The following is a 12,033-nucleotide window of genomic DNA, read 5'->3' on the forward strand; positions in this document are numbered from 1 at the left end:
AAGCGGCGCACGATTAGCCCGTGCACGCAAAAAACACCACACTCATCACCAAGCCGGTGCCAATGACCAGTCAGCGTACCCAGCGCACAGGCAAGCGCTTGTCTGGTCGGGACTCAGGTCGATAGAGGGGGCAAATCGGCCACGGCCGGGTCGGTGTGGATGACACCCAGTGGAAAGCGTTGTCCGGCTAAGTGGTCTTCGATGCAGCGCAAGACCAAGGGGCTGCGGTGGCGCTCGGCGCTGGCGCGCACTTCCTCAGGGGTCATCCAGAGTGTGCGCACGATGCCCTCGTCCAGGCTCAGATGGGGCTGCAGCTCGCCAATGTCGCCGCAAAAAGCCATGCGCACATAGGTGATGTCTTCGCCCGTCGCCGGACGCTGAAAGCGTGAGAGGTAAATGCCCACCAAGGCGGTGGGCGTGAAAGGCTGGGCCGTTTCCTCCAAGGCTTCGCGGGCGCAGGCTTGCGCTGGCGATTCGCCCGGGTCCAGGTGGCCAGCCGGGTTGTTCAGGCGCAAACCCTCTTGGGTGTGTTCTTCGATCAACAGGTAGCGGCCATCACGCTCAATGATGGCGGCCACGGTGACATTGGGTTTCCAGCGTGTGTCCATGACCTCAATTATCTGTGGGCCAAGGGGTCAAAATGCTCTGTAGCCCCACATGGGCACCAAAAAGGTGCCCGGGTGGGCCAATTCAGCCCTTTGCATCGGTGTTTGCCCATGTTCATGGCACTGACGGCCCCAACACGCTTGTGAAGGACTTGCTTTGAGCTGGAATGGATTGACTTCGGTTAAGCTTTAAGATTGGCCATATTTTTTTGTGGATTGAGTGAGGAGTCAGACATGCAGACAGGCGACAACGCCCCCACGCCGCAGCGCATTGGCGTGCCCAAAGAGATTTTCCCCGGTGAAAAACGGGTGGCCACGGTCCCCGATGCGGTGACCAAACTGGTCAAACTCGGCTTTGCCGTGGTCGTGGAACAAGGCGCGGGTGAACTCGCTGACTTGTCGGATGCGGCCTATGTCGAAGCCGGTGCCACGATTGCGCCGAGCGCGGCGGCCTTGTGGAGTGGCAGCGACATCGTCTTTAAAGTGCGGGCCCCCACGCCCGACGAAGTGGCGCTGATGCATGAAGGCCAGACCTTGATTGGCTTTTTGTGGCCCGCCCAAAACCCCGATTTGATGCAGCAATTGGCAGCCAAAAAGGTCACCGCGCTGTCGATCGACGCATTGCCCCGCACATTGAGCCGCGCCCAGAAGATGGACGCCCTGACCTCTATGGCGGGTGTGAGCGGCTACCGCGCGGTGGTCGAGTCGGCCAACGCCTTCGGTCGTTTCTTCAACGGCCAGATCACGGCTGCGGGGAAAGTGCCCCCCGCCAAAGTGTTCATCGCCGGTGCCGGCGTGGCCGGTTTGGCCGCGATTGGCGCGGCCGCCAGCTTGGGCGCCATCGTGCGCGCCAACGACACCCGCGCCGAAGTGGCCGACCAGGTGGTCTCGCTCGGCGGTGAGTTCGTCAAAGTGGATTATGAGGAAGAAGGCTCGGGCGGCGGCGGTTACGCCAAGGTCATGAGCGAAGGCTTTCAGGCCGCGCAGCGCGAGATGTACGCCAAGCAGGCCAAAGAGTGCGACATCATCATCACCACTGCGTTGATCCCCGGCAAACCCGCGCCCAAGCTGATCACCGCCGAGATGGTGCAAAGCATGAAGCCCGGCAGCGTGATCGTGGACATGGCCGCAGAGCAAGGCGGCAACTGCGAACTGACTGAGCCCGGCAAAGCCGTGGTCAAGCACGGCGTGACCATCGTCGGTTACACCGATTTGGCCTCACGCATGGCGCGCCAGTCGTCCACGCTGTATGGCACCAATTTGTTCCGCCTGACCGAAGAGCTGTGCAAGACCAAAGACGGCGTGATCAACGTCAACATGGAAGACGACGCGATCCGGGGCCTGACGGTCATCAAGGACGGTGAAATCACCTGGCCTGCGCCGCCATTGGTGGTGGCGCCCAAGCCTGCACCCAAGCCCGCTGCCGCACCTGCCGCCAAAAAAGGCCACGGCCATGGCGAGCCGTCTGGCCCCATGCCGGTGGGCCAGTTGCTCATCGTTTCAGCGGTTGCTGCTGTGCTGCTGGTGCTGGTGGGTGCGTATGCGCCAGCGGCCTTCCTGTCGCACTTCACGGTGTTTGTGTTGGCCTGCTTTGTGGGCTACATGGTGGTCTGGAACGTCAAACCCGCGCTGCACACCCCGCTCATGAGCGTGACCAACGCGATCAGCTCCATCATCGCTATTGGCGCGCTGGTGCAGATTTCGCCTTTGGCTGCGGCCGGACGACCCAACACGCTGATTGGCATTTTGGCCGCCTTGGCGCTGGTGCTGACGGCCATCAACATGTTTGGCGGCTTTGCCGTCACCCAGCGCATGCTGGCGATGTTCCGAAAATAAAAAACTTTGGGGACAGATCTTTAGCTTTGTCCCCAACCGATTGATGACCTTGGGGGCAGATTTTCAGCTCTGCCCCCGACTGATGAAGACTTTGGGGACAGAACTTTAGCTCTGTCCCCGACCGATTGAAAAAGAGACACTCATGAACTCAAGTCTGGCCACGGTCGCCTACATCGGCGCAACCATCCTATTCATCCTCAGCCTGGGTGGTTTGTCCAACCAGGAAACCGCACGGCGCGGCAACCTCTACGGCATGATCGGCATGAGCCTGGCCGTGTTGGCCACCATCTTTGGCCCGCAAGTCACGGCCGAGGGCATCCCCATGATCGTGGGCTCCGTGCTGGTGGGTGCGCTCATTGGTCTGTACGCTGCACGCAAAGTGCAGATGACACAAATGCCCGAACTAGTGGCGCTCATGCACAGCATGGTCGGCATGGCGGCGGCATTGGTGGGTTATGCCACCTTTGTAGACCCCGAGGCCTCGAAAAATCTGGAAGGCGCAGCGCACGCCATCCACGCAGGTGAAATCTACATCGGCATCTTCATTGGCGCTGTGACCTTCTCGGGTTCGGTGGCCGCGTTTGGCAAGTTGTCCGGTCGCATCGGCGGCAGCCCCTTGTTGCTCCCCGCACGCCATTGGCTCAACCTGTTGGGTTTGATCGCGGTGGTTTACTTTGGCCGTGAGTTCATGAATGCCCACACGGTGGAAGAAGGCATGCTGCCCTTGGTCATCATGACTGCCATCGCCTTGCTATTCGGCATCCACATGGTCATGGCCATTGGCGGTGCCGACATGCCAGTGGTGGTGTCCATGCTCAACAGTTACTCCGGTTGGGCCGCTGCGGCCACCGGCTTCATGCTGAGCAACGACTTGTTGATCGTGATCGGTGCCCTGGTCGGTTCAAGCGGCGCGATTTTGTCCTACATCATGTGCAACGCCATGAACCGCAGCTTCATCAGCGTGATCGCCGGGGGCTTTGGCACTACAGCCGCAGCGCCCAAGCCAACAGGCGAAGCGGCCGAGCCGCAAGGTGAAGTCAGCCCCATTTTGGCGGCCGAGACCGCCGAGTTGCTGCGCGACGCCAAAAACGTGATCGTTGTGCCCGGCTACGGCATGGCCGTGGCGCAGGCGCAGCACACGGTGTTTGAAATCACCAAGCAACTGCGTGAAAAAGGCGTGAACGTGCGCTTTGGCATCCACCCGGTGGCCGGGCGCATGCCGGGTCACATGAACGTGCTCTTGGCCGAAGCCAGGGTGCCTTACGACATCGTGTTCGAGATGGACGAACTCAACGACGATTTCCCAGACACCGACGTGGCCATCGTGATCGGTGCCAACGACATCGTGAACCCGGCCGCGCAAGACGATCCGACCAGCCCGATTGCGGGCATGCCGGTGCTCGAAGTGTGGAAGGCCCGCACCAGCATCGTCATGAAGCGCTCCATGGCCAGCGGTTACGCCGGGGTGGACAACCCGCTCTTCTACAAAGACAACAACCGCATGTTGTTTGGCGATGCCAAGAAGATGCTCGATGAGGTTTTGGTGGCGCTCAAGGCCTGAGGCGCGTCATCGATTCCAAAGAAGGGGCCGCAGGGGCCCCTTTCGGGTTTTTATGCCACGACAGCTGCCGTGATTCGCGTGCGAGCGGCTTTGCGCTGTCTAGGTTGAAACCCATGTTGCAGCTTCCGTGGCTTGGCTCGGATTGGTTGCGTTTGCCTTCATGATTTTTGTTTGAAACCCGTCTTATGGATCACAAGGCTTCGACACTGCGGTCTTCCTCCGCAGTTTTTTTCTCGGTCACCGACGTTGGGCGCAACGGATGGTGGCGTTACATCTTGGGTGCTCTCCTGGTCAAGATGGTGGTTTTGGTGGCCAGCATCGTGATTTCAACACTGATGTTGCAACAGTCTTTAGGTGCCGTGAGCGAATTTGTGGCCACCCATGTGGATTTCATGCTCTTGATTTTGGGCACCTGGATGCTTCACGTTTTTTTGCATCGCAGACCCTGGCGGTCCTTGATCACCACCCGCCAAGCCATCTCTTGGCAGCGGATTTTTCAGGGTGCTGCCGTATGGGGCGTGATCATGCTGTGCTCCGTGGGGATCGAAAGTGTGCTTTTCCCCGGGCGGTACGTTTGGAGTTTTGATGCCCAACGCTGGCTACTTTTTTCCATGTTGGCCCTGCTGCTGACGCCCATACAGTGCGCAGCGGAGGAGGTGTTTTTCAGGGGCTACTTGCTGCAGGCTTTCGGGCTTATCTCCCGTCATCCTCTGGTGGCCGCGTCACTCAGCAGTGTTTTGTTTACCTTGCCTCATTTGGCCAACCCTGAAGTGACTTCAAACGGCATGTTGATCATGGCGGCCGCTTATTTCACCATGGGTTTGTTTTTAGCACTGGTCGCTTTGCGTGACGCGCGTCTGGAGCTTTCCATCGGGGCACACACCGCCAACAATTTTTTCTTGATTGTGTTTTTCGGCTATGAGGATTCGCCACTGCCAACATCGGCCATATTCACGACACAGACTTACGATCCGGTCTTTTCCTTGGTGTCTGTTGTGGTGAGTTCATGGGTCTTTTATGCATGGTTTTTTCATCGTGCAAAGTGGCTTACCAAGAGGTCATAGCCTTTGCTTGTAAACCTCGGGAAATCCAGCATCAGCGAGAGTCAGTTTGAAGTCAGGAGTGCGGTAGACTGATTACAGGAGAACCCCACATGAACCTGAACCCCGTTTGGCTCAAGAGTTACCCCGAAGGCGTGCCGGCTGACATCGACCCCAGCCAGTACAGTTCGTTGGTCGGCTTGCTCGAAGAGAGTTTTTCCAAATTCGCCGATCGCACTGCCTACAGCTTTATGGGCAAGGAACTGAGCTTCGCCCAAACCGACCAGGAAAGCTTGGGTCTGGCGGCTTACTTGCAATCGTTGGGCCTGAGCAAAGGCGATCGCGTCGCAGTCATGATGCCCAATGTGCCGCAGTACCCGGTGACGGTGGCGGCCATATTGCGGGCAGGTTTGGTAGTGGTCAATGTCAACCCGTTGTACACCGCCCGTGAACTGGAGTACCAGCTCAAGGACTCGGGGGCCAAGGCAATTGTCATCATCGAGAACTTTGCCGCCACCCTTGAAAAGTGCATCGCACAAACCCCCGTGCAGCATGTGATTTTGGCAGCCATGGGTGACCGGCTGGGCCTGCTCAAGGGCAGCTTGGTCAATTACGTGGTGCGCAACGTCAAAAAAATGGTGCCTGCCTTTCGCCTGCCCCAGGCGGTGCGCTTCAACGACGCTTTGTCCAAAGGGCGTCAACAAGCTTTTCGCAAGCCCGAGTTGACAGCCGATGACATCGCGGTGCTGCAGTACACAGGCGGCACCACCGGCGTGTCCAAAGGTGCGGTACTGCTGCACAGCAACGTCATTGCCAACGTTTTGCAGTCTGAGGCCTGGAACGCGCCCGTCATGAAGCGCATCCCGGCAGGCGAGCAGCCCACCAGTGTGTGTGCTTTGCCGCTTTACCACATCTTCGCTTTCACGGTGAACATGATGCTGGGTCTGCGCATGGGCGGCAAGACCATCCTGATTCCCAATCCGCGTGATCTGCCCGCGGTGCTTAAGGAGTTGTCCAAGCACACCTTTCACAGCTTCCCGGCCGTGAACACCTTGTTCAATGGCTTGGCCAACCACCCAGATTTCAACACGGTTAACTGGTCCAACCTGAAAGTGTCTTTGGGCGGCGGCACGGCTGTCACGCCCAACGTGGCCAAACTCTGGCTGGAGAAAACCGGCTGCCCCATTTGCGAAGGTTATGGCTTGTCCGAGACCAGTCCATCGGCCAGTTGCAACCCGACCACCAGCACAGAGTTCACCGGCACCATCGGCGTGCCCTTGCCCGGGACCTGGATGAAGCTGCTGGACGACGACGGGCAGGAAGTGACCGAAGTGGGGCAGCCCGGCGAGATCGCCATCAAAGGCCCTCAGGTGATGGCCGGTTACTGGCAGCGCCCGGATGAAACAGCCAAGGTCATGACCGCCGACGGCTACTTCAAGTCGGGCGACGTCGGCATTGTGGATGCGCGGGGATTCTTCAAAATTGTTGACCGCAAGAAAGACATGATTCTGGTCAGTGGCTTCAACGTCTACCCCAACGAGGTCGAGGAAGTCGCTTCGGCTTGTCCGGGTGTGCTGGAATGCGCGGCCATTGGTGTGCCCGACGAGAAAACCGGTGAGACCGTGAAGCTGGTGGTGGTCAAGAAGGACCCCGCCTTGACCGCTGAGCAAATCATGGCCTATTGCCGAGAGAACATGACCGCTTACAAGCAGCCTCGGGTGATCGAGTTCCGCTCCGAGTTGCCTAAAACGCCTGTGGGCAAAATCTTGCGGCGCGAGTTGCGCGATAAAGCTTGATGTTGCGCTGACCGGATGCGCCGGGGCTGAGTTTGGCGGCCACAAGTTTTCTTGTGGCCGTTTTCAATTTGTCGCCTATTTCTGACGAACAGAATAAAGGATGATCCATGGCGGTGATCGGCATCATGAGTGCCCTGCACGAAGAATTGTCAGCTGTGCTGGCCGATATGCCCGAAGAGCAGCGGGTGGTGGTGGCGGGGCGCGACTTCTGGCTGGGTCACTGGCAAGGCCATGCGGTCGTGGCGGTGCTCTCGCGCATCGGCAAAGTGGCGGCGGCCACCACCGCCACGGTGATGCTGGAGCGCTTTGGGGTGGATGCGCTGGTGTTCACCGGCGTGGCGGGCGGATTGGGTTCGGGGGTGCGCGTGGGCGATGTGGTGGTGGCCAGCGGCTTGGTTCAGCACGACATGGATGCCTCGCCACTGTTTCCTAGGCACGAGGTCCCGCTGTATGGCCGGGCTCTTTTTGAGGCCGATGCCGCTTTGTCGTTGCAATTGACCGAGGCCACGCAGCAGGTGCTGCAGGCGGCTGAGCGGCATTTGGGCCCTGACACCTTGGCCCAGTTTCAGCTGAGTTCGCCCAAGGTGCACCAGGGCTTGATCGTCAGCGGTGATCGCTTTGTCTCGACCAGCGCTGAAAGTCAGGCGCTTCGCGAATCCTTGCCAGAGGCTTTGGCGGTGGAGATGGAGGGCGCGGCGGTGGCGCAGGTTTGCTTGGACTATGGTGTGCCGTTTGCGGCTGTGCGCACCATCTCAGACCGCGCAGACGACATGGCGCACACCGATTTCAATCGATTCATTCGTGATGTGGCCAGCCGTTACAGCCGGGCCATTTTGTCGCAGTGGTTGGCTAAACGCACACCCGCTTGATTGGGCGTTATTTGAGCCAACCGCGCCTGCGGAAATACCACATGGGCACCACGGCGCTGGCGGCCATCAGCGCCAATGCATAGGGGTAACCCCATTTTTGGGACAGCTCGGGCATGTACTGGAAGTTCATGCCGTACAAGCTGGCGATCAAGGTGGGCGGCAGAAGCGCCACGCTGGCCACCGAGAAGATCTTGATGATTTTGTTCTGGTTGATGTTGATGAAACCGACGGTGGCGTCCATCAAGAAGTTGATCTTGTCGAATAAAAATGCCGTGTGCGAGTCGAGCGAGTCGATGTCGCGCATGATCTGTCGTGCGTCTTCAAACTGTTCGGCATTCAGCATTTTGGAGCGCATCATGAAACTCAGGGCGCGGCGCGTGTCCATTACATTGCGGCGGATGCGGCCGTTCATGTCTTCTTGCCGTGCAATCGCGCCCAGCACTTCACTGGCCATGGCGTCCGTCACGTCACCGGAGAGCACGGTGTTGCCCACTTTTTCGAGTTGGTCGTATATGCCTTCGAGCGTGTCGGCCGAATATTCGGCGTCGGCGTCAAACAGTTTGAGCAGCACATCCTTGGCGTCTTCGATCAGTCCGGGTGCCCGCCGTGCACGCATGCGCAAAAGGCGAAACACCGGCACGTCCTCGTCGTGGATTGAAAAAAGCACGCCCTGGCTCTTCAGGTCGGCGTTGTGCTGGTTCAAGATGAAAGCGCAGCGCACAGTGCGGGGCTCGTCATCGTCGGCGATCAAGAAGTCCGAGCGGATGTGCAACTCGCCGTTGTCCTCTTCGTAAAACCGTGCGGACTCTTCGATGTCCTCGTCCATCGCGTCTTCGGGGATGAAAAGACCAAAGTATTGTTTGATCCAGCGTTTTTCTTCCAGCGTGGGGGACTCCAGGTCAACCCAGATGGGCTGAAAACGGGAGAGTTCTTCCAGCGACTCGATCTCTTCCTGAAAGAGGCGACCGTTGACGAGGGTAAAGATGTTGAGCATGGCGAATCCGAAAAATGGCCAGGTGCCAAAGGTTCAAAGGGGCGGCGAAGGGGTATTTCTGCAGCTTTCGAACGATGGGCTCATGCTCAAGGCGTTCGAAAGCTACCGACTCGGGGTAGTTTCCACGGCTATGTGTCTCCAGAATGAATCGGCGGATTATCGCACCGGATGTTCCAATGTGGGGCTTAGAAAAGACAGGATTTCATCGGCGCGTGCCTGCACGTCGGCTTGTCCCAGGGCTAACAGCGCAGCGATGAAGCCCGGCTCGAACAGCAAATAGCTGGCCAGTGCTGCACCACTCCCGCGCAGGGCGCCCAGCCCCTCCAGCACCCGAAGAATGGGCCGGGGCAGCGCGTGGGCGTGGTCTTGTGCCAAGGCGTCGAGCGAGGCGCTGGGCTGCAGTGTCAAGACCTGAACCTGGCGCAGGGGCAGGCCAGCGCGGATCGCCTCGGGTAGGTGTTCCAAGGCCTGGTTGACGCGTTCGATCTGCTCCACATCGGCCTCAAGGGTGTCGTGGAATACGCTGGCCAGGGCGTGGCCAGCGATGGTGCCCAAGGAGGGACGTCCTGTGGTGTGGGCTGAAGCCACCAAGTTGGCGCGTGGCGGTTGGCTCACGCCAATCGCCAAAATCCGGTCGGCCCCGAGTTGCACCGCCGAGGACAAGGGTGAGATCTGGCGCATCGAGCCGTCTCCGAAAAACTCCATGCCGCCGTCCACCCAAAGGGGCGTAGACGGGAAAATGAAGGGGATGGCGCTGGACGCCATCAGGTGTTCGATGGTGATGGGTTGCTGCTCGGCGCGACGGCCCGGGCGACTCCATGTGATGGGCTGGCCGTCGCGGGTTTGGCAAAACGTCCAATGAATACCGCTTGAATAACTGGACGCTGTGACCGCCAGGGCCTGCAGCACGCCGTGGTGCAAGGCCGTGTCGATCCGATCAAGGGCAATCGCCCGGTGTAAGGTGTTGACCAGGGCCAGGCTGTCCATCGCGGCGGCATGGGCGCGGGCAGAGCGCAGCAAACCCAAAGCGGTGGCCCATCGACTGAACTTGTCCAGCGGGGTCTGGGGCAAGCGGTAAACCGCTTCCGTGCGGATGCTGGTCCAGAAATGGGCCAATTCGTCCAGTCCTGCCAAACCATCCATGGCCTTGCTGGCCAAAAATGTGGCGTTCAAGGCACCTGCGGAGGTGCCCGCCAGCACCTGAAACGGGAAGGCTTTTGAACAGCCAGCCTGGTGACTCAACAATTGGCCAATGGCCTGCAGCGCCCCCGCTTGATAAGCGGTTCGCGCACCGCCGCCCATCAGAACCAGCCCCAGCATGGGGTGCGGATGCGCAGACCGGTGAGCTTCAGGGGCCGACATTGGCCGGGCGGTCGTCAAGGGGTCAATGTGCATGTAAGGGGAGGAACGGCTGTGGGTGGCTGGGGGTGTTAGATTCAGCCCATTCTTCTGCATTGTTCCATGACCACCCCCCACTTGACCCCGCGCCGTGAGCGCTGGCTGCTTTTGACACTGGCTGGCATCCAGTTCACCCACATCCTCGATTTCATGATCATGATGCCGCTGGGGCCGCAGTTCACGGCTTTGTTCGGTATCAGCAACGCCCAGTTTGGGTTGTTGGTGTCCGCCTACACCTTGTCGGCGGGCTTTTCGGGTTTGATGGCGGCCACCTACATTGACCGTTTCGGCCGCAAACAGTTGCTGCTGAGCATGTACAGCCTGTTCGGGTTGGCCACGCTCGCTTGCGCCTTTGCCCCCGACTATGTGTGGTTGATGGTGGCGCGTGTGGCTGCAGGTTTGTTTGGCGGCGTTTTGTCAGCCTTGTCCCAGACCATCGTGGCCGATGTGATCCCCTTCGAGCGACGAGGCCGCGCCATGAGCGTGGTGATGACCTCGTTTTCCGTGTCCACCGTGGCAGGTGTGCCGCTGGGCCTGTTTTTGGCGGCGCATTTCAACTGGCATGCGCCTTTTGTGGGCATCGCAGCGCTGGTGGGTTTGCTGGCGCTCGGGGCTTGGCAAACCTTGCCCCGACTGGATGCGCACTTGTACCACCCCGAAAGGGTGAGCGTTTGGCGCGGCATCGGCCAGGTGCTGGCCGAGCCCAACCACCTCAAGGCGTTTGCCGTGTCGGGCTTGATGATGTTCGCAGCTTTCAGCGTCATTCCGTACATCACCATTTACCTGCAGTCCAACGCGGGCATGCAGGCCGCTGAGGTGCCCTGGATCTACCTGTGCGGCGGCTTGGCAACCTTGCTGAGCGCACGCTATTTTGGCCGCCTCACGGACCGGGTGGGCAAGGTCCGGATGTTCCAGCGCCTGGCTTTGGCGGTGACCGTGCCCTTGATGGCCACCACGCTTTCGCAAGGGCTACCCCTGTGGGGCTTGCTGGCCATATCGACGCTGTTCTTCACCGTCATGAGCGGACGCATGATTCCCGGCATGGCGATGATTTCTTCAGCAGTCGAGCCCCGTTTGCGCGGCACGTTCATGACCCTGAATTCGGCCGTGCAGTCGGCCTCCATGGGCTTGGCCGCATTGGTTGCAGGGCTCATCATCGGGCGCGACGCGCAGGGGCAGCTCACCTTGTATTGGGTGGCGGGCTTGTTGGGTGTGGTGGCCAGCTTGCTCAGCGTCTGGTTGGCTGGGCATTTGCGCCTGCATGGGGCTCCTGCGCAGGCGGCGGGCTGAAAGGTTCAGGGCCCTAGAGTTCTCAGAGGCGGGTCTGACCATGGCTCAAATTCAACCAATACGATAGCACCAAAATGGGGCTTTGGGGACAAAAGAGCGGGTCTTTACAGGTTTAGTTTTGGGCGTATTGCTTTTCCATTTTTCGGCGCGCATAGTGGGGTTGAGCCACCCCGAAAAGGTGGTTTCAGAGTCCCGCACCAGCGGGGCTTTCCCCTACCTTGAATCTATGGAGGCGACGATTATGAATTTAACCATCAGCGGGCACCATTTGGAAGTGACCCCGGCATTGCGCCAGTACGTCACGGGGAAACTTGACCGCATCACTCGGCATTTTGATCAGGTGGTCGATGTCAAAGTGCTGCTGACCGTCGAAAAGATGAAGGAAAAGGAAAAGCGCCAGCGCGCAGAGTGCAACATCCACGTCAAAGGCAATGACCTGTTTGCTGAAAGCGCCCACGAAGACCTGTACGCCGCAGTGGACGATCTGGTGGATAAGCTCGATCGTCAAGTGGTCAAACACAAGGACCGTATGACCGACCACCACCACAGTGCGCCTAAGCGCATGATGTGATCGCTTCATTACTTTCTCATCAGGGCCGCTGCAAGTGGCCCTTTTTTTCGCGTCCTGGGCGGCTTGCCGGCCC

At 59.4% G+C, this 12,033-nt stretch carries 10 protein-coding genes; 7 read left to right on the forward strand and 3 right to left on the reverse strand.

Going from position 1 to position 12,033, the window contains the following annotated elements:
• Positions 1 to 113 precede the first annotated feature (113 nt).
• Positions 114 to 608 carry an NUDIX hydrolase gene (locus B9Z49_RS01055; RefSeq protein WP_108351579.1) on the reverse strand — a complete coding sequence of 165 codons (495 nt, stop codon included), beginning with the start codon at positions 606 to 608 and terminating at the stop codon, positions 114 to 116.
• Positions 609 to 839: 231 nt separating this feature from the next.
• Here B9Z49_RS01055 and B9Z49_RS01060 point away from each other — a divergent pair, with 231 nt between their 5' ends.
• The 5 genes from B9Z49_RS01060 (at position 840) to B9Z49_RS01080 (ending at position 7,707) form a co-directional block, all read left to right on the forward strand.
• Positions 840 to 2,441, forward strand: a complete 1,602-nt coding sequence (locus tag B9Z49_RS01060; RefSeq protein ID WP_108351580.1) for a Re/Si-specific NAD(P)(+) transhydrogenase subunit alpha — start codon at positions 840 to 842, stop codon at positions 2,439 to 2,441.
• 142 nt (positions 2,442 to 2,583) lie between these two features.
• The gene (gene pntB / locus B9Z49_RS01065; RefSeq protein ID WP_108351581.1) at positions 2,584 to 4,002 is read left to right on the forward strand and encodes a Re/Si-specific NAD(P)(+) transhydrogenase subunit beta; all 1,419 of its coding nucleotides are present in this window, start codon (positions 2,584 to 2,586) and stop codon (positions 4,000 to 4,002) included.
• 455 nt (positions 4,003 to 4,457) lie between these two features.
• Positions 4,458 to 5,066, forward strand: coding sequence for a CPBP family intramembrane glutamic endopeptidase (locus B9Z49_RS01070; protein WP_158273395.1), 609 nt, complete (start codon positions 4,458 to 4,460; stop codon positions 5,064 to 5,066).
• A gap of 89 nt (positions 5,067 to 5,155) precedes the next feature.
• Positions 5,156 to 6,838, forward strand: coding sequence for a long-chain-fatty-acid--CoA ligase (locus B9Z49_RS01075; RefSeq protein ID WP_108351583.1), 1,683 nt, complete (start codon positions 5,156 to 5,158; stop codon positions 6,836 to 6,838).
• 107 nt (positions 6,839 to 6,945) lie between these two features.
• Positions 6,946 to 7,707: a 5'-methylthioadenosine/adenosylhomocysteine nucleosidase gene (locus B9Z49_RS01080; RefSeq protein ID WP_108351584.1), complete on the forward strand. Its 762-nt coding sequence runs from the start codon at positions 6,946 to 6,948 to the stop codon at positions 7,705 to 7,707.
• Positions 7,708 to 7,714: 7 nt separating this feature from the next.
• Here B9Z49_RS01080 and corA read toward each other — a convergent pair whose 3' ends face one another.
• Together corA and B9Z49_RS01090 are read right to left on the reverse strand one after the other, a co-directional pair.
• The gene (gene corA / locus B9Z49_RS01085; RefSeq protein WP_108351585.1) at positions 7,715 to 8,701 is read right to left on the reverse strand and encodes a magnesium/cobalt transporter CorA; all 987 of its coding nucleotides are present in this window, start codon (positions 8,699 to 8,701) and stop codon (positions 7,715 to 7,717) included.
• A 156-nt stretch (positions 8,702 to 8,857) separates the two neighbouring features.
• On the reverse strand, positions 8,858 to 10,096 hold the full coding sequence (locus B9Z49_RS01090; RefSeq protein ID WP_108351586.1) for a patatin-like phospholipase family protein: 1,239 nt from the start codon (positions 10,094 to 10,096) through the stop codon (positions 8,858 to 8,860).
• 66 nt (positions 10,097 to 10,162) lie between these two features.
• Here B9Z49_RS01090 and B9Z49_RS01095 point away from each other — a divergent pair, with 66 nt between their 5' ends.
• The gene (locus B9Z49_RS01095; RefSeq protein ID WP_108351587.1) at positions 10,163 to 11,389 is read left to right on the forward strand and encodes an MFS transporter; all 1,227 of its coding nucleotides are present in this window, start codon (positions 10,163 to 10,165) and stop codon (positions 11,387 to 11,389) included.
• Between the two features lie 241 nt (positions 11,390 to 11,630).
• Entirely contained in the window at positions 11,631 to 11,960 is a 330-nt protein-coding gene (gene hpf, locus B9Z49_RS01100) for a ribosome hibernation-promoting factor, HPF/YfiA family (protein ID WP_108351588.1), read from the forward strand.
• Positions 11,961 to 12,033 lie beyond the last annotated feature (73 nt).

Origin of the sequence: Limnohabitans sp. 2KL-51 (genome assembly GCF_003063645.1) — a bacterium.
Taxonomy (GTDB): domain Bacteria; phylum Pseudomonadota; class Gammaproteobacteria; order Burkholderiales; family Burkholderiaceae_C; genus Limnohabitans_A.

Bases quoted from the DNA above. Each gene is read 5' to 3' on its own strand.
- B9Z49_RS01095 (WP_108351587.1), top strand. From the start codon at position 10,163: ATGACCACCCCCCACTTGACCCCGCGCCGTGAGCGCTGGCTGCTTTTG.
- corA (WP_108351585.1), bottom strand. From the start codon at position 8,701: ATGCTCAACATCTTTACCCTCGTCAACGGTCGCCTCTTTCAGGAAGAG.
- B9Z49_RS01090 (WP_108351586.1), bottom strand. From the start codon at position 10,096: ATGCACATTGACCCCTTGACGACCGCCCGGCCAATGTCGGCCCCTGAA.
- hpf (WP_108351588.1), top strand. From the start codon at position 11,631: ATGAATTTAACCATCAGCGGGCACCATTTGGAAGTGACCCCGGCATTG.
- B9Z49_RS01055 (WP_108351579.1), bottom strand. From the start codon at position 608: ATGGACACACGCTGGAAACCCAATGTCACCGTGGCCGCCATCATTGAG.
- B9Z49_RS01080 (WP_108351584.1), top strand. From the start codon at position 6,946: ATGGCGGTGATCGGCATCATGAGTGCCCTGCACGAAGAATTGTCAGCT.
- B9Z49_RS01060 (WP_108351580.1), top strand. From the start codon at position 840: ATGCAGACAGGCGACAACGCCCCCACGCCGCAGCGCATTGGCGTGCCC.
- pntB (WP_108351581.1), top strand. From the start codon at position 2,584: ATGAACTCAAGTCTGGCCACGGTCGCCTACATCGGCGCAACCATCCTA.
- B9Z49_RS01075 (WP_108351583.1), top strand. From the start codon at position 5,156: ATGAACCTGAACCCCGTTTGGCTCAAGAGTTACCCCGAAGGCGTGCCG.